11 protein-coding genes are annotated in these 17,456 nt (G+C 71.9%); 6 read left to right on the forward strand and 5 right to left on the reverse strand.

The annotated features are described in order from the left end of the window. Window positions 1-54: 54 nt before the first annotated feature. Window positions 55-2,976, reverse strand: a complete 2,922-nt coding sequence (locus tag E6U81_RS06635) for an FAD-binding and (Fe-S)-binding domain-containing protein (protein WP_240803683.1) — start codon at window positions 2,974-2,976, stop codon at window positions 55-57. Window positions 2,977-3,072: 96 nt separating this feature from the next. Between E6U81_RS06635 and serC the strand changes: the two genes are divergently transcribed. The 5 genes from serC (at window position 3,073) to E6U81_RS06660 (ending at window position 10,999) form a co-directional block, all read left to right on the forward strand. After that, the gene (gene serC, locus E6U81_RS06640; protein WP_031158295.1) at window positions 3,073-4,191 is read left to right on the forward strand and encodes a phosphoserine transaminase; all 1,119 of its coding nucleotides are present in this window, start codon (window positions 3,073-3,075) and stop codon (window positions 4,189-4,191) included. Between the two features lie 133 nt (window positions 4,192-4,324). Continuing rightward, on the forward strand, window positions 4,325-4,684 hold the full coding sequence (locus tag E6U81_RS06645) for a sortase (protein WP_240803684.1): 360 nt from the start codon (window positions 4,325-4,327) through the stop codon (window positions 4,682-4,684). Between the two features lie 53 nt (window positions 4,685-4,737). Then, window positions 4,738-7,866, forward strand: a complete 3,129-nt coding sequence (locus E6U81_RS06650; protein ID WP_206309860.1) for a molecular chaperone Hsp90 — start codon at window positions 4,738-4,740, stop codon at window positions 7,864-7,866. 80 nt (window positions 7,867-7,946) lie between these two features. After that, window positions 7,947-8,360, forward strand: a complete 414-nt coding sequence (locus tag E6U81_RS06655; RefSeq protein WP_136229140.1) for a hypothetical protein — start codon at window positions 7,947-7,949, stop codon at window positions 8,358-8,360. Beyond that, window positions 8,357-10,999 carry a CpsD/CapB family tyrosine-protein kinase gene (locus E6U81_RS06660; RefSeq protein WP_136229141.1) on the forward strand — a complete coding sequence of 881 codons (2,643 nt, stop codon included), beginning with the start codon at window positions 8,357-8,359 and terminating at the stop codon, window positions 10,997-10,999. Before E6U81_RS06655 ends, E6U81_RS06660 begins: the two co-directional genes overlap by 4 nt. A gap of 198 nt (window positions 11,000-11,197) precedes the next feature. Here E6U81_RS06660 and E6U81_RS06665 read toward each other — a convergent pair whose 3' ends face one another. Both E6U81_RS06665 and E6U81_RS06670 read right to left on the reverse strand, forming a co-directional pair. Next, on the reverse strand, window positions 11,198-11,992 hold the full coding sequence (locus E6U81_RS06665) for an SGNH/GDSL hydrolase family protein (RefSeq protein WP_136229142.1): 795 nt from the start codon (window positions 11,990-11,992) through the stop codon (window positions 11,198-11,200). Continuing rightward, window positions 11,979-12,548, reverse strand: coding sequence for a PadR family transcriptional regulator (locus tag E6U81_RS06670; RefSeq protein WP_136229143.1), 570 nt, complete (start codon window positions 12,546-12,548; stop codon window positions 11,979-11,981). The genes E6U81_RS06665 and E6U81_RS06670 overlap by 14 nt, the downstream gene beginning before the upstream one ends. Window positions 12,549-12,647: 99 nt before the next feature. Here E6U81_RS06670 and E6U81_RS06675 point away from each other — a divergent pair, with 99 nt between their 5' ends. Continuing rightward, complete coding sequence (locus tag E6U81_RS06675; RefSeq protein ID WP_136229323.1) at window positions 12,648-13,064, forward strand: nuclear transport factor 2 family protein; 417 nt, start codon at window positions 12,648-12,650, stop codon at window positions 13,062-13,064. A 128-nt stretch (window positions 13,065-13,192) separates the two neighbouring features. Here E6U81_RS06675 and E6U81_RS06680 read toward each other — a convergent pair whose 3' ends face one another. Further along, window positions 13,193-14,866 (reverse strand): VCBS repeat-containing protein, encoded by a 1,674-nt coding sequence (locus E6U81_RS06680; protein WP_136229144.1) that lies wholly within the window; start codon window positions 14,864-14,866, stop codon window positions 13,193-13,195. A 91-nt stretch (window positions 14,867-14,957) separates the two neighbouring features. After that, window positions 14,958-17,417, reverse strand: coding sequence for a cation-translocating P-type ATPase (locus tag E6U81_RS06685; protein ID WP_136229145.1), 2,460 nt, complete (start codon window positions 17,415-17,417; stop codon window positions 14,958-14,960). Between the last annotated feature and the right edge of the window lie 39 nt (window positions 17,418-17,456).

A 17,456-nucleotide genomic window follows, 5' to 3' on the forward strand; every position in this document is an offset into this window, starting at 1 on the left:
TCCACCCTAAGCCCCGGTAAGGAGTGTCGCCGCCTCTCTTGCCTTACATCTTCGCTACGGCCGTGTGTCGTCCGCCAGTGCCTCCGCGAGGAGTTCCACGAGGTGACGGGCCCGGACCCCGCCCAGCTGGGCGATCTGGGTCCGGCAGGAGAACCCGTCCGCCTGGACCAGCGCGCCCGGCGGGGCCGCGCGCAGCGACGGCAGGAGCTGTTCCTCGGCGCAGGCCACCGACACCTCGTGGTGGCCGGGCTCGAAGCCGAAGTTCCCGGCGAGGCCGCAGCAGCCTCCGGCGGGCTCGCCCACGAGTCCGGCGCGCTCGCGCAGCCGGCGGTCCGCCGCGTCGCCGAGGACGGCGTGCTGGTGGCAGTGGGTCTGGCCGACGAGCGGACGGTCGAGGCGGGGCGGCCGCCAGGCCGGCGCGTACTCCTCCAGGGTCTCGGCGACGGTCCGTACGGCCGCCGCCAGGCGGGCCGCGCGGGGATCGTCGGGGAGCAGGGCGGGCAGGTCGGTGCGCAGGGCGGCGGCGCAGCTCGGTTCGAGGACGGTGACGGGGCCGGGGACCTCGCCGAGGGTGTCCAGGGTGCGGCGCAGGACCTTGCGGGCGCGGTCGAGGCGGCCGGTGGAGAGGTAGGTCAGGCCGCAGCAGATCCGGCCGCCGCCGCGGGGGACGGTGACGTCCAGGCCGGCCGTCCGCAGGACGAGGAGCGCGGCGTGGCCGACCTCGGGGGCCAGGTACTCCGTGAAGGTGTCGGGCCACAGGATCACGGCGGTGCCGGGTCCGGGCGCGGCACCGGACGCCCCACCGGACGCGGACGAGAACGCGGACGAGGACGAGGACGAGGAGCCGGAAGCGGAACCGGATCCGGCCTCGACCCCGGCCCCCGCTCCGGCCCCGGCCCCCGGCACCCGTCCGGCCACCCCCGCGTCCCGCGTGAACGGCCGCTTCGCGAGGTGTGGCAGGGCTCGTTCCCGGGCCAGGCCAGGCAGCGGGACCGGCAGGTGGCGCGCAGCAGCGTTGACGGCGCCCGCCGCCCGCAGGCGGGCGATCAGGCGCAGCCAGCCGGGCAGTCCGCCCAGCGTGTAGTGGGCGAGCGGCCGGATCCGGCCGGCCCAGTGGTGGTGCAGGAACTCCGACTTGTACGCGGCCATGTCCACGCCGACCGGGCAGTCGCTGCGGCAGCCCTTGCACCCCAGGCACAGGTCGAGGGCCTCGGCGACCTCCGGCGAGCGCCAGCCGCCGGTGACGATCTCCCCGGCGAGCATCTCGTGCAGCAGCCGGGCGCGGCCGCGCGTGGAGTGCTTTTCCTCGCCGGTGGCCCGGTAGGAGGGGCACATCACGCCGGGGCCGCCCGTCTCGGTCGTACGGCACTTGGCGACGCCGACGCACCGTGCGACCTCCCGGGCGAAGGGGGTGGCCGGGAGCACCTCGAAGCGGAGGTTCTCGTCCAGCCGGGCGGGCCTGACGAGCGTCCCCGGGTTCATCCCGCCCGCTGGGTCCCACACGTCCTTGTATGCGCCGAAGAGCCGGATCATGTCCGGGCCGTACATCTTCGGCAGGAGTTCGGCCCGTGCCTGCCCGTCGCCGTGTTCGCCCGAGAGGGATCCGCCGTGGGCGACGACGAGGTCGGCCAGTTCCTCGGAGAAGGTGCGGAAGCGGGCCACGCCGGCGGCGGAGGCGAGGTCGAAGTCGATGCGTACGTGGACGCAGCCCTCGCCGAAGTGCCCGTACGGGGTGCCGCGCAGGCCGTGGGCGGCCAGCAGCGCCCGGAACTCCCTCAGGTACGCGCCCAGCCGGGCCGGCGGGACGGCGCAGTCCTCCCAGCCCGGCCAGGCCATCCGCCCGTCGGGGGTCCTGGTCGCGGTGCCGGCGGCGTCCTCGCGGATCCGCCACAGGGCCCGCTGCCGTGCCGGGTCGGTGACGACCAGGGTGTCGAGTGCGTCGGCGCCCCGTGCGACGGCCCGCGCCCCGCCCTCGTCCGGCATCTCCACGAAGAGCCAGGCCCGCCCGCGGGGCAGCCCCGCGGCTCCCCCGCCGCCCGCTCCCCCGCCGCCCGCTCCCCCGCCGCCGTCTCCCCCGCCGCCGGCTGCCGCCGCCCCGCCGAGCAGGTCCTCTGCCATGCCCTCGACGGTCAGGGGCCGGTACGGGAGCAGCCCGGCGGCAGCGTCCGCCGCCGCGCTCTCGTCCGCGTACCCGAGGACGGCCAGGGCGGGCGCGGGCGGCAGCTCCACCAGGCGCACCACGGCCTCGGTGACCACACCGAGGGTGCCTTCGCCGCCGCAGAAGGCCTGCGCGAGCCGCACCCCGCGTTCGGGGAGCAGCGCGTCGAGGCCGCCGTAGCCGGAAATCCTTCGCGAGAAGGCGGGCGGCATGCCGGTGCGCAGCAGCCCGAGGTGTGCGCCGACGAGTTCGCGCAGGCCTCCGGGGGCGCCGTCCCAGCCGGTGCCGATGCGGTGGGCGGCGCCCGCGTAGGTGGTGACGGCGAGTTCGGTGACGTTGTCGGCGGTGGTTCCCCAGGCCACGGAGTGGGCGCCGCAGGCGTTGTTGCCGATCATGCCGCCGAGGGTGCAGCGGGAGTGGGTGGAGGGGTCGGGGCCGAAGGTCAGCCCGTAGGGGCGCACCGCGTCCCGCAGCCGGTCGAGGACCAGGCCGGGCTGGACGACGGCGGTGCGGGCGCCCGGGTCGACGGACAGGAGGGCGTTCATGTGCCGGGTGAGGTCGAGGACCACGCCGACGCCCGTGGCCTGTCCGGCGATGGAGGTGCCGCCGCCCCGCGGGACGACGGGGACGCCGGCCTCGGCGCACACGTGCAGGGCGGCCGCGACGTCGTCGGCGTCGCGCGGGGTGACGACGCCGAGGGGGACGCGCCGGTAGTTGGAGGCGTCCATGGTCACGAGGGCGCGTGCCGCGGCACCGAAATCCACCTCCCCGCGCAGCTCCGCCCGCAATGTCCGCTCGACTTCACCGGGTGTCGTCACGTCGCCCAGCCTGCCACCGTCCTGTCGGCGTCGCGCCGCGTCTCATCCGGTGGACGCGCTTCTGGAGCGTGGACCCGGACCCGATACGCTCCGCTCGTGGCTGAGATCCAGATTCCCGCTGACATCAAGCCCGCCGACGGACGCTTCGGCGCGGGCCCCTCCAAGGTGCGGACCGAGGCGCTGGACGCCCTCGCCGCCACCGGTACCTCCCTGCTCGGAACCTCACACCGCCAGGCCCCGGTCAAGAACCTGGTCGGATCGGTGCGCCAAGGCATCCGGGACCTCTTCTCCCTCCCCGAGGGCTATGAGGTGATCCTGGGCAACGGCGGCTCCACCGCCTTCTGGGACGTCGCGACCGCCGGCCTCATCGAGCGGAAGTCCCAGCACCTGACCTTCGGCGAGTTCTCCTCGAAGTTCGCCAAGGCCGCGAAGCTCGCGCCGTGGCTGGACGAGCCGTCCGTGATCTCCTCCGAGCCGGGCACGCACCCCGAGCCGGTGGCCGAGGCGGGCGTGGACGTGTACGCGTACACGCACAACGAGACCTCGACGGGTGTCGCGGCGCCGGTCAAGCGGGTCGCGGGTGCGGACGCCGGGTCCCTCGTTCTGGTGGATGCGACCTCGGGCGCCGGCGGCCTGCCGGTGGACATCACCGAGACGGACGTCTACTACTTCGCGCCGCAGAAGTCCTTCGCCTCCGACGGCGGGCTGTGGCTGGCGGCGTTCTCCCCGGCGGCGCTGGAGCGCGCGGCCCGCGTGCACGCGTCGGGCCGGCACATCCCGGAGTTCTTCTCGCTGCCGACGGCGATCGACAACTCGCTGAAGAACCAGACGTACAACACTCCGGCGCTGGCCACGCTCTTCCTGCTGGACCAGCAGCTGGAGTGGATGAACAGCCAGGGCGGCCTGGAGTTCACCACGGGCCGTACGGCGGCCAGTGCGCGCAACCTGTACGGCTGGGCGGAGGCGTCCAAGTACGCGACGCCGTTCGTCGTCGACGCCGACAAGCGCTCCGCGGTCATCGGCACGATCGACTTCTCGGACGACATCGACGCGGCGGCCGTCGCCAAGGTGCTGCGCGCCAACGGGATCGTGGACACCGAGCCGTACCGCAAGCTCGGCCGCAACCAGCTGCGCATCGCGATGTTCCCGGCGATCGACCCGGCGGACGTGCAGGCGCTGACGGCCTGCATCGACTACGTCATCGAGAAGCTCTGACCTTCGTACATCCGGCTCTGCCGAAGCCCCCGGTGACTGCTCGTCACCGGGGGCTTCGGCCTTTCCGGCGTCGGCGCGGCGCGGCGCGGCGCGGTGCGGTGCGGTGCGGTGCGGTGCGGTGCGGTGCGGTGCGGTGCGGTGCGGTGCGGGACTTTGGTCCCAAAAATCTGGGCAAAGAGCCAGCCGGCGAGGCGGGCGCCGCCGCGATCGTCGGCCACATGGCCCCCCCCCCCCCGCCGCCTTCTTCTTCCGCCTCAAGGAGCTGAAGAAGGACGCCCGGATCGAGGTCCACCGCGAGGACGGCACCACCGCCGTCTTCACGGTCGACGCGATCGACACCTTCAAGAAGGACGCCTTCCCCACCGACAAGGTCTACGGCGGCACCCACGGCCGGCCCGAACTGCGCCTCATCACCTGCGGCGGCAACCTCGCCAAGGACCGCCACTGGGACTCCGACGTCGTCGTGTTCGCCCACCTCACGGGCAAGGCGTAGCCCCGCACGCGATACCTTCAGGAGTTCGTTGGGCGATTCTTGGAGGCAGCGGCGTGAGCGTGCGAGTGACGGCGGCCCAGAGCGGCGTGGACCCCTTCGGCACGGCCCGGCTGCGGCGCGGCGTGCTCGACGCCTGGGGTGCCGGCCCGGCCCGGTTCCGCGAGGACGCCAACGCCGAGGAGGACCTGTCGCTCGGCGGCTACCGCGACCGGCTCGTCGTCGAACTGGCCCAGAACGCCGCCGACGCCGCGGCCCGGGCCAAGGTGCCCGGCCGGCTGCGGATCACCCTCCACGAGGGGGAGGGCGGCCACGCGCTGCTCGCCGTCGCCAACACCGGTGCCCCGCTGGACGCGACGGGCGTGGAGTCCCTGAGCACCCTGCGGGCCTCCGCCAAGCGGGAACCCGCCGCGGAGAGCGTCGGCCGCTTCGGCGTCGGCTTCGCCGCCGTCCTCGCCGTCTGCGACGAACCGGCGGTGCTCGGCCGCCACGGCGGTGTCCGCTGGTCCCTCGCCGAGGCCCGCGAACTCGCCCGCGAGGCCTCCGTGGGCAGCCCCGGCCTCGGCGACGAACTGCGCCGCCGCGACGGACACGTGCCGCTGCTGCGCCTCCCGCTGCCCGCCGAGGGCACCGCCCCCGAGGGCTACGACACCGTCGTGGTCCTGCCGCTGCGCGACACCGCCGCCGAGGACCTCGTCGAGCGGCTCCTCGCGGGCATCGACGACGCCCTGCTGCTGACCCTGCCCGGACTGTGCGAGATCGTCGTGGAGACCCCGGCCGGCTCGCGCACCCTGGGCCGCCGGGACGAGGGCGCGTACACCGTCGTCGAGGACACCACCGAATCCGGTACGCGCACCAGCCGCTGGCGCACCGTCCGCCACGGCGGCGCCATCGAGCGGGCGCTCCTCGCCGACCGGCCCGTCGAGGAGCGGCTGCGGCCCGCCTGGGCGGTGTCGTGGGCGGTGCCCGTCGACGCCGACGGCGCCCCGCTGCGCCCGACCACCGCTCCCGTGGTGCACGCCCCGACGCCCACCGACGAGCCCCTGGGCATCCCGGCGCTGCTCATCGCGACCCTGCCGCTGGACACCAGCCGCCGCCACCCCGCGCCGGGGCCGCTGACCGACTTCCTCGTGGAGCGCGCGGCCGACGCGTACGCCGAACTCCTCGGCGCCTGGGACCCGGTGAGCACCGGCCTCGTGGACCTCGTCCCCGGCCCGCTCGGCAAGGGCGAGCTGGACGGCGCCCTGCGGGCCGCCGTGCTGGAACGGCTGCCCCGTACGGCGTTCCTCGCACCGGCCGCACCGCCCGAGCACGCGGAGGAGCGGGGCGCCCTGCGCCCCTTCGAGGCCGAGGTGGTGGAGGGCGCGGGCGCCGACACCGTACGCGTCCTGGCGGAGGTCCTGCCGACCCTGCTGCCGGCGGGCCTGGAGCGCCGCGCCGAGCTGCGCACCCTGGGCGTGGGCCGGCTCCCGCTGGGCGATGCCATCGAGCGGATCGCGGGCATCGAGCGGACCCCCGAGTGGTGGTACCGGCTCTACGACAGCCTCGCCGGGGTGGACCCCGACCGGTTGTCGGGGCTGCCCGTGCCGCTCGCCGACGGCCGCACGACGATCGGGCCGCGCCACGTCCTGCTGCCGTACGCGGAAACGCCCGCGGACCTGGCCCGGCTCGGGCTGAAGGTGGCGCATCCGGAGGCGGCGCACCCGCTGCTGGAGAAGCTCGGCTCCCTCCCGGCGACCCCGCGCGCCGTCCTGACGACCCCGCAGGTGCGGGCCGCGGTGGCCGCCTCCCTGGACGCCGGGGAGATCTGGGACGAGGACGCCGACACCCTGGACGCCGACGAGCTGGCCGAGGTGGTCCTCGGGCTGGTCCGCGACGCGGAGCTGGCGCCGGGCGACGAGCCGTGGCTGGGTGCGCTGGCCCTGCCGGACGAGGACGGGGAGCTGACCCCGGCGGGCGAACTGCTGCTGCCGGGCTCGCCGCTGGCCGCGGTCATCCGGGAGGACGAGGTCCCGTACGTGGACGCCGAGTTGGCCGAGCGGTGGGGTGGGGCCCCGCTGACCGCCTGCGGGGTCCTGGCGTCCTTCCAGCTGGTGCGCGCCACCGACGTGGTCCTGGACCCGGACGAACTGGAGCCGCGGGAGGGCGACTTCGCCGAGCCGGACGACGCGGGGCTGCTGGACGCGGTGGACGTGTGGTGCGAGGACGTGCTGGACCAGCTGCCGGACCTGCCCGTCCCGCCGGTGGCGACCGAGCTGGTCGCCGTCCGCGACCTGGACCTCGTCGACGACGACTGCTGGCCGCAGGTGCTGGCGATGCTGGCGCAGCCGCCGCTGCGGGACGCGCTCACCCAGCCGGTGCGGATCCTGCTGCCGGACGGCACGACGCAGTCGGTGCGCCCGTACACGGCGTGGTGGCTGCGCGACCACCCCGTGCTGGACGGCCGCCGCCCGGCGGGCCTGCGCGCGGCGGGCGGCGACCCGCTGCTGGAGGGCCTGTACACCTCGGCGGACGCCACCGGTTTCGAGGACGAGCAGGTGCTGCGGGCGCTGGGCGTACGGACCACCGTGCCGGCCCTGTTGGACGAGCCCGGTGGTGCGGCCGAGCTGCTGGGCCGGCTCGCCGACCCGGACCGCGAGGTGACGGACCGGCAGCTGCACGGTCTGTACGGCGCGCTGGCCGATCTCGACCCCGAGCAGGTGACGCTGCCGGACGAGCTGCGGGCGGTGGTGGACGGCGAGGTACTGGTGGTGGACGCGGCGGACGCGGTGATCGCCGACGCCCCTGACCTGCTGCCGCTGGCGGCGGGCCTGCCGCTGCTGCCGGTGTCGCCGGTGCGGGCGGCGGACCTCGCGGAGCTGCTGCAGGTGCGCCGGCTGTCGGAGACGGTGCCGGCGGAGGTGACGACGCCGGGCGAGGAGCACGAGGTGCCGGAGTCGGTGCGGGTGCTGCTGGGTCCGGCGACCCCGGTGACGTACTTCGAGCACGAGGAACTGGTCGCCGGCGGCACGGAACTGGACTGGCGGCGCACGCCCGACGGCACCCTCCACGCGTCCACGCTGGAGGGCGTGGCGGCGGGCCTGGCCTGGTCGGCGGGCCAGTGGCCGCGCCGCTTCGAGGTGGCGGCGCTGCTGGAGGACCCGTCCCGCACGGCGGAACTGGCCCGGGACCGCTGGTTCGACTGAAGCCATTCCGAATCTCACACAAAGGACCCCGGCCCCGACCCTAAAGTGGACTCGTACGGTTCAGCATGGGGGGAGACGGCTTGTACGAGGATCCGCGCACGCCGCAGGACTGGGAGGACGTGGCCTTGGAGCGCCGCTCGGACGCGGTGCAGTTGCATCTGGCCGAGCGGCAGGTCGCTTGCCTCTACTACCTGGGCTTCACAGCTGAGTGCTTTGCCAAGGCTCTGTGCGTGGCGCAAGGGCGTACCGTCCCGAGAGGTCGAGACGGGCACAACGTTATGGCCATCCTGATGCATGCGGGCTTCAGCCCCAGTGTTCTACCGCCCGAGGTACGGCGCTTCCTCACGGACCGCGATGTCGGACTGCGCTACCAGCCGGCCCTGCCGGAGGATGTACGCATCGAGGACGAGATCAAAGCCGCAAATCGGTTCGTGAGCTGGTGCGCGAAACAACTGCGCCGTCGCACGAAAGGGCAGAGGAGGAAAACGCCGTGACACAACCTGACGACATCGCCCGCATCGAGGACGCCCTCCAAGGCTCCCTGGGTGGCCAGGTTCGGGTGAGCGCAGACCCCTTCTCCGGGATCCGGGTCATGGCGATCTCGGTTGCATTCGCCGGGCTGACACCGCGTGCCCGACGGGAGCGGATCGAGGCCGTCCTACCGGACGCGGACATCGTCCGGTACGACCTGCTCACACCCGAAGAGGCGACGTTCATCGAACTTGAAGACTTGAACGCTGCTCCTGCAGCAGATCAGTTGCCCCTGTGGCCCGAAGCTCTGGCGAACGGACGGGCTGACGCGATCACGGTGCGCTTTCCCTCTGAGGACTACGGGACGCTGCCCTCGCCGGTTGTTTCGACGTTCTATTCCCTACGTGGCGGCGTCGGCCGGTCGACCGCCTTGGCACACGCCGCGCGCATTATCGCCGACCAGGGCCTGACCGTGCTTTGCATCGACATGGATCTTGAGGCCCCTGGCCTGGCCTCGCTATTCGACGTGGAAGATAGCGTCACCGAGGGAATCGGCGTCGTACCTCTGCTGGCACAGGCCGAGATGACCGGTGAAATCGGAGCACTCGACGAGCATGTTATGCGCGTCACCGAAGAGGTCGGACTGTTCTTGCTTCCCGCCGGCTGCCCCGGTCCAGAATATGCCCGGCTGCTCTCCCACCTCGACCCAACGGCCTGGTACGGGCAGGATGAAGTCAATCCTCTGAGACTCCTCGTGGAGGCGGTCTCTGAGCTCGCAGAGCGTCCCGACGTTGTACTGATCGATTCGCGGACCGGAATCAGCCCCCTTGCTGCCCCGCTCTTGTTCGACGTATCCGACATTAACGTCATCGCCTTCTATCCACACCCCCAGGCGCGAACTGGCACTCGAGCGCTCACCCGAGCCCTGCTCGCTGCCAGTTCCCGCCGGTCCACTCAGGAAAGCCAGCTCACGCCCGAGGTTCGCTTCGTGGTCTCGCCGGTTCCGGCCACCCCCGAAGTCAGAGAGCTCTACGCCGAACGCGCGCAGGACTGGATCAGGGAATGGCTGTCCGTAGCACGCAACACTTCCGGCGGTTCAGCTTTCGGGGCGCTTGAGGAAATTGTCCAGGTGGTCGGCTACCAGGAGAGCCTGGCAGCCTCGGATTCCGTGATGCGAGTACAGGGTGCCGATGACTTCGCCGTCGTAGCTGACTGGATCACCGGCCTCGTAGAACCTCGTGACGCTCTTGGAGAGCGTGAAGAGGAGAAGTACGCGGAGCCGAGTAAGGAGCAGGTCCTCGCCTCGCTCCAGTTCGCCGGGGAGACCGCTGAGAACCAGGAGTGGAACGAGCTTCACGACACGTTCTTGAGCACATCGGACGTAGACCGTGCGCTCGACCTGGACACCGTCGTTGTCATCGGGCGCAAGGGAACCGGCAAGACGGCGGTGTTCCGCAAGCTGGCAGAGACTCCGACAGCCATCGTTGTCACGAGCCCCCCTGGATTGGACACACACCAGAGCTGGACTCCTGATGCGGATGTGTACGAGCTGCTCGAGGACGAGCTGCAGAGCAAGGGAATGGAGTGGCGGCAGGTGTGGCCGGTACTCATCGGGCTGGCCATTCACCAGAACCTTCCAGGCGCCCCCCAGCCGACCTGGGCAGCGGCTCCCATCGGGCATGCGGCAGGAGGCGGCGAATATCTGAAGACAGACCTACTCAATGACGTGCGGGCACTGCTCTCCGTATCGCAGGCTCCTCTACTCATTGGTGAATGGCTCCAAGACATCGACAGCAGCTTGACAGCCGACCACGTCCTGCTGTTCGACGCGCTGGACACAGGATTTGGAAACACCGAGAGAAGTCGTAGGCGCCGAAATGAGGGTGTCGCTGGCCTGCTCACCATGGTGGGGTCGCTCGGCCCTCAGTTGAGCCGCCTAAAATTCAAGGTCCTTCTCCGCGAAGATATTTGGCGTGAAGTAAGTGTGCCCAACAAGTCTCACCTCAGTGCCCGATCAGCCCGCCTAAGCTGGTCCAACAAGACGGACTATCTCCGAATCGCCATCAAACAGGCGTGGCGGTCAACTGCGTTCAAGCAGCTGGTGACGTCACGCCTGAACAAGCCAGGTTTCCGCCTTGAGGACACTCCCGTCGAATACTGGCCAGAGGAGTTCGTCCGCAATGCTTGGGTAATTCTGGCGAGTGAACGGGTGTCGGGTGGTCGCACCGCCTACACCGACAACTGGGTTTGGTCCCGGCTCGCCGACGCCAACGGCGATCATGCTCCGCGAGCGCTGGCCCAGATGATGACAGTGGCCGTTAGCCTGGAACGTGGCTTCGAAGCCGGTAATCGCTACTCCCGCTCCATCATCCGTCCACGCGCCTTGGTGGAGTCCCTGGACGAGGTCAGCTCGTCGGCGTTGGACGCACTCCAGCGCGATGAGTTTCCTGAACTCGATCCTTTGTTGGCCCAGTTGCGGCGAATCGGGTCCACTCCGTTTCCAGCCGAGCAGCTCGAAGACGCCTCACCTGATCTCGTGCGGCTCGCCCGCGACGTCGGGCTGCTGGAAGCCGTGTCGGGCCCCCGGGACAAAACTGAGCGCTATCGCGTGCCAGAGGTATACCGCAAGGCACTCAGCATGACCCGGAAGGGCCAGCTGTAACCGGCGCCCTCCGTCCTGTCTTCCTCAGGCCGGGAAGCGACGGTCGGCCCGGCCGGATGGTGACCCAGATCAGGGTCGAGGCGGCGGCGATCGCCACCGCGATCCATGGCACGGTCGTGCCCACCCGCAGGCAGTCGGCCGCGGGTCCGACCGGGTGACGTCGGGAGCTCCTCGTGACGGGTGGCCCGGCGCGTCGGGTCAAATGCCGGCAGCGCCGCCGTCCGCAAATGGCAGCAGGTCGGGGCGTTTGGCGGTGCGGCCGTCGCCGGAGGAGCGGCCGCGCAGGCGGCGGCCCAGCCAGGGGCCGAGGAAGGCGGCCGCCCAGCGCAGTTCGGCCGCGACGGCCGCCCCGGGCGCGGCGGCGGCCTGCGCCGGCAGCGGGTGCGTCCAGGTGTCGTCGCTGCCGGGGAGGCCGACGGCGTGGGCGAGGGCGGCGGCGATGCGTTCGTGGCCGAGGGAGCTGGCGTGCAGCCGGTCCGTGGTCCACATCCGCGGGTCGGCGACGGCCTCCGGCAGCGCGGTCTCGGCGACGGCGACGCCGTGCCGGGCGGCCGCCTCGCGGACGCGGTCGTTCAGCTCGGCCAGACGGGGCACGAGGGGCCGGGCGAGCGGCACGATCCGGCCGAGGTCGGGGAAGGTCACGGTGGCCACGTGCGTCCCGGCGGCGGTCAGCGCGGCGAACATGGCCTCCAGGTGGCCGGCGACCTCCGCCGCGTCGAACCGCGGCCGCAGCACGTCGTTGACCCCCGCGACGACGGTGGCGATGTCGGGCCGCAGGGCCAGGGCGGGGCCGAGCTGTTCGGCCCGGACCTGGCCGGCGAGCCGCCCCCGCACGGCGAGGTTGGCGTACTGCAGGCCGGGGCGCGCGGCGTCGAGGTGTCCGGCGAACCGGTCGGCGAAGCCGCGCAGGCCCGTGGTGTCGTCGCCGTCGCCGAGGCCCTCGGTCTGGCTGTCGCCCAGGGCGACGTAGCGCCGGTACTCAGTGCTCGGCACGGGTGGTCCGCCTCTCTCGCAGGATCGCCGCGCTGCGGCGGCACCAGTCGCGGTGGCCCTGCTCGAAGGCGATGCCGCGCAGGCAGGTCAGGTACCCGCCGATGCGTTCGCCGCGGAGCAGGAACTCCTCCTCGTCCAGGTCGCCGCGCATCTTGCGCAGGACCCTGCCGAGGAGTTCGAGCTTGGCGTCGGCCGCGGACGCCCGTTCCTCCAGCTGTTCGATCACCGGCGCGGTGCCGATCCGGTCGGCGTTCTGGACCTTGACGAGGAGGTCGTCGCGGATGACGGAGGGCTTGGACGCGGCGGCCGCGAACTCCTCCAGCTCGGTCCGGCCGGCGTCGGTGACCTGGAAGAGGCGCTTGTTGGGCCGGGTCTCCTGCACCACCTGCCGGCCCTCGACCAGGCCTTCCTTCTCCAGCTTGGCCAGCTCGGTGTAGAGCTGCTGGGGGGAGGCGTGCCAGAAGTTCGCGACGCCGATGTCGAAGGACTTCGCCAGCTCGTAGCCGCTGAACTCGCCGTCCAGCAGCGCCGCCAGTACGGCATGTCGCAAGGCCATCGCGGCTGCCCCTTCCCTTTTCCTCGTGCTCCCCCGCATGATACTCACGAAACTGACTAGTCAATTCCTTGAGTATCAGTAGGAGGAGCCGTGGAGTCCGTGACGGAGACCGCCGAACGCTTCCGTGCCGCCGTGGAGAAGCGTGACCTCGCCGCGCTTGGGGACCTGTTCACCGAGGACATCAGGCTGTACAGCCCGGTGAAGTTCCGGCCCTTCGAGGGCCGGCCGATGGTGCTGGGCCTCTTCGGGGTCCTGCTGCGCGTCTTCGAGGACCTGCGCTACGTCGGCCACTTCGACGGCGCGACGGAGACGAGCGCGGACGGCGCCGAGGCCCCGGCGGCGGTCCTGCCGTTCCGGGCCACGGTGGACGGCAAGCAGATCCACGGCATCGACATGCTGCACTTCGACGAGGCGGGCCGGATCAAGGAGTTCACCGTGATGGTCCGCCCCCAGTCCGCGGTCCACACCCTCGGCCAGGCCGTCCTGACCGGCCTGCAGCAGGACGGCCTGGCCTAGGCCGTCTCTTCCGGATCTTGCCGGGCCCGCGCCGCCCGGCACCGCACCCGGCCGCGTTACCGGACGACGCGGGCCCGACCGACAAGATCCGAAAGAGACGACCTGGTCCCTGTCGGGATCCCCGCCGGTCAGGCGGCCGGGCCGAAGCCCGTCACCGTCGGGTGCGGGGCGGCCGTCCCCGTACCCGGGAAGACCGTGACCCGGCCGGCGGCGTCCGCGGACCAGAGGTCCGGCAGGCCGTCTCCGGTGAGGTCGCCGTCGGCGCCGACGCGGGGGTGCCCGGCGGGGGCCAGGGTGGTCAGGACCGGCCCGGCGGCCGGGTCGGCGAAGGCCGAGAACACCGGGGCGGCCGGGGTGCCGGTGATGGAGAGGGCGCGGACGGTGCCGTCCTTCACCGAGCGGGCCCACAGGGTGGGGAAGTCGGTCCCCTGGGCACGGCCCGGGGTGAGCAGTTCGTAGCCGGCCCAGCGGGTGTCGTTGCCCGAGAGGAGGACGGCCTCGTCGTTCAGGTCGCTGCCGAAGCCCCGTTCCGCCAGCCACAGGCGACCGTTCTCCACGAACAGCACCGAGGTGCCGGGCAGGATCCCGTTGACTGCGCTGTCGCCGCGCGGGGAGCCGTAGGCCGCGATCTGCGTGACCTGCGACCAGTCCGGTCCGAGCCCGTGCTCGCCGCAGTCGATGGTCAGGCGCTGCGCGTCGCGGCAGACGCCCGGCTTGCCGACCGTCATCGGCGCCCGCCCCGTGAAGCGGCCGGCCCCGTCGTTGCGGTACAGGGACAGGTACGGGTCTCCGGGGGCGTGCGCCAGCAGGTCGTCCACCTGCTGGTATCCCAGGGTGCCGCGGTGGGTGTACTGGACGTCCGCCCAGCTCCCGCTCTCTCCGGGAGCGGCCCCGGCCCGCGCGTTCGGGGCGGCCGGCGGAGTCGAACCGGGCTTGCGCAGGTTGCCCGCGGCGTCCGGGACGAGCACGTCCGGCCTGCCGTCGGCGTCGATGTCGCCGAAGGAGGCGGGGGCGGTGCTCGGCTGCGCGTAGTAGTCCAGCCGGGCCGGCTGGGAGACGTTGCCCGCGTTGTCCATGGTCTGGAGGTGGACGGACTGGGTGCCCCAGGCGGCGGGCTTGACCTTGATGTCGGCCGCGCCGTCCGTCAGCCGCACGATGCGGAGGTCGGTCGCCTCGTCCGCGCACGTCCAGCCGACGCTGAAGACGGGCGTGTCCTGCCAGCGGGCACAGGCCGTCCCGGAGCCGAAGCCGGTGTCGGTGCCCTGCAGCGTGAACGTCGCCTCCTGGCCGACCTTCTTGGGAGACGTGTCCGTGGCCACTTCGGCCGTCGGCGGGGTGTGGTCGACCCGGAAGTGGCACCACGCCGAGTACGGACCGGTCAGCTTCCCGTCGGTGGCGCGGGCGCGCCACGCGTACTGGCCGCCGTCCTTCAGCAGGTCGCGGGAGACGACTGCGCTCACCTCGGGATACGTGGACCAGGAGGTCGACTGCTCCGTTTGGGCACCCCCGTACGAGGTGTCCCACAGCTGGAACGTCGTGCGGAGCTGGGCACCGGACGGGGAGGTGGCGGTGACGCGGGTGGTGACGTCGTTCAGTCCGACCCAGCCTGCACCGGATCCGGAGTACGGGTCGGTGTAGCAGTCGGAGGACAGGCCCTCGCCGGCGAAGCCGGGGGCCGGGACGGTCCGGGGCGCCGTGACCGCGGGCGCCGCCGGGTCCGTGGCGGCGGCCGCCGGCTGCGCGCCGGCGAGGCCGAGTGCCACGGTCAGAGCCACTGCTGGCAGTGCGCGGGCAGATGTCATGTACTGGTCCCCCCTGGGAGATACGGCTGTGGATCAACCGAACCTTTCAGAAGGAGTACCGGTTCGCACTGACAAGCGAACAACGAGCCAACTAGGCCGGGAACTTGCGGTCGACCCAGCGGAAGGTGAACTCGATGAGGGTCGCGGCGGCCGCCGCGACCGCCACCGCGGCCCAGGGCATCGTGGTGCCGACCAGCTTGAGCTGGAAGAACTCCTGGAGCCACGGCACGATCAGGACGATCAGGAAGGCTCCGCCCATCGCACCCACCAGGGCCACGCGCCACCAGGTGTACGGGCGGGCGATGATCGCCAGGACCCACATCGAGGTGAGGAACAGCGTCAGCGTCGCCGCGCTGGCCTCCGCGGGCAGGGCGTCCGCGCCCGTGTAGTGGTGGCGGGCGATCAGGTAGGTGACGAAGGTGGCCGTCGCCGCGATCACACCGCCGGGGATGGCGTACCGCATCACCCGTTTCACGAAGTGCGGCTTCGCGCGTTCCTTGTTCGGGGCCAGCGCCAGGAAGAAGGCCGGGATGCCGATGGTGAGGGTCGACAGCAGCGTCAGGTGGCGCGGCAGGAAGGGGTACTCGACCTGCGAGCAGACCACCAGGATGGCCAGTAGCACCGAGTAGACCGTCTTCGTGAGGAAGAGGGTGGCCACGCGCGTGATGTTGCCGATGACGCGGCGGCCCTCGGCGACCACCGACGGGAGGGTGGAGAAGCTGTTGTTGAGGAGGACGATCTGCGCGACCGCGCGGGTGGCCTCCGAGCCGGAGCCCATGGAGACGCCGATGTCGGCGTCCTTGAGGGCGAGCACGTCGTTGACGCCGTCGCCGGTCATGGCGACAGTGTGGCCCTTGGACTGGAGGGCGCCGACCATGTCCCGCTTCTGCTGCGGGGTGACGCGTCCGAAGACGGAGTTCTCGTCGAGGACCTCGGCCATCTCGGCCTGCTCCGTGGGGAGCTTGCGGGCGTCGACGGTGTTCTGCGCGCCGGGCAGGCCCAGCTTGCCGGCGACCGCGCCGACGGAGATCGCGTTGTCGCCGGAGATGACCTTCGCCTTGACGTTCTGGTCCTCGAAGTAGCGCAGCGTGTCGGCGGCGTCGGGGCGCAGCCGCTGCTCCAGGACGACCAGGGCGGTCGGCCGGACGCCGGTGGCGACGGCCTCGTCGTCGAGCTCGCGGGCGGAGCGGGCGAGCAGCAGGACCCGCAGGCCCTGTTCGTTGAGGTCGTTGATCTCGTCGAGGGCGGGGTCCCCGGCGGGCAGCAGCACGTCGGGGGCGCCGAGCAGCCAGGTGTTGTTCTCGCCGTCGCCCTCGCTGAAGCTGGCGCCGCTGTACTTGCGGGCGGAGGAGAAGGGCAGGGACTCGGTGCACCGCCACTCGGCGCTGACGGGGTAGGCGTCGATGATCGCCTGGAGGCTGGCGTTGGGGCGGGGGTCGGATTCGCCGAGGGCGCCGAGCACCTTCTTGACGTACGCCGGGTCCGCGCCGCCGAGCGGGCGGAGCTCGGTGACGTCCATGCCGCCCTCGGTGAGGGTGCCGGTCTTGTCGAGGCAGACGACGTCGACACGGGCGAGGCCCTCGATGGCGGGCAGTTCCTGGACGAGGCACTGCTTGCGGCCGAGGCGGATGACGCCGATCGCGAAGGCCACGGAGGTGAGGAGGACGAGCCCCTCGGGGATCATCGGGACGATCCCGCCGACGGTCCGGGCGATGGCGTCGTTGAGGTTGTTCTCCTTGACGACGAGCTGGCTGATGATCAGGCCGATGGAGGTCGGGATCATCATCCACGTGACGTACTTGAGGATGGTGGAGATGCCGGAGCGCAGCTCGGAGTGGACGAGCGTGAAGCGGGAGGCCTCTTCGGCCAACTGGGCGGCGTAGGCCTCGCGGCCGACCTTGGTGGCGGTGAACGCGCCGCCGCCGGCGACCACGAAGGAGCCGGACATGACCTGGTCGCCGGGCTTCTTCAGGACGGGGTCGGCCTCGCCGGTGAGCAGGGACTCGTCGATCTCCAGGCCTTCTGCCTCGCCGACGGAGCCGTCGACGACGACCTTGTCGCCGGGGCCGAGTTCGATGACGTCGCCGAGGACGATCTCGGAGGTGGAGATCTCCGCGGTCCGGCCGTCGCGGCGCACGCTGGGTTTGGCCTCGCCGATGACGGCGAGGCCGTCGAGGGTCTTCTTGGCGCGCAGTTCCTGGATGATGCCGATGCCGGTGTTCGCGATGATCACGAAGCCGAAGAGGCTGTCCTGGATCGGGGCGACGATGAGCATGACCACCCAGAGGACGCCGATGATCGCGTTGAACCGGGTGAAGACGTTGCCGCGGACGATGTCGGTGGTGGAGCGCGAGGAGCGGACGGGGACGTCGTTGACGTCGCCGCGCGCCACGCGCTCGGCGACCTCGGCGGTGGTCAGCCCCCCCGGCTTGAAGCGGGGGGCCGGTGGCCGCACGGGGTGCACGGGGTCGAGCTCGGCCCCTGCGTCGATGGCCGTGCCGGGGCCGCTCGGCTCCGGCCCGTCGTGCTCGATGCTCGCCCCATGCGTCATGGTTCCGACGGTAAGCGGGGTTCGAACGCTTCACCCGCC

This window comes from Streptomyces sp. A0592, assembly GCF_004795115.1.
Taxonomy (GTDB): Bacteria; Actinomycetota; Actinomycetes; order Streptomycetales; family Streptomycetaceae; genus Streptomyces; species Streptomyces erythrochromogenes.

Excerpts from the sequence above, each read along its gene's own strand:
- E6U81_RS06680 (WP_136229144.1), bottom strand. The coding sequence starts at position 14,866 with ATGACATCTGCCCGCGCACTGCCAGCAGTGGCTCTGACCGTGGCACTC.
- E6U81_RS06670 (WP_136229143.1), bottom strand. The coding sequence starts at position 12,548 with ATGGCCTTGCGACATGCCGTACTGGCGGCGCTGCTGGACGGCGAGTTC.
- E6U81_RS06685 (WP_136229145.1), bottom strand. The coding sequence starts at position 17,417 with ATGACGCATGGGGCGAGCATCGAGCACGACGGGCCGGAGCCGAGCGGC.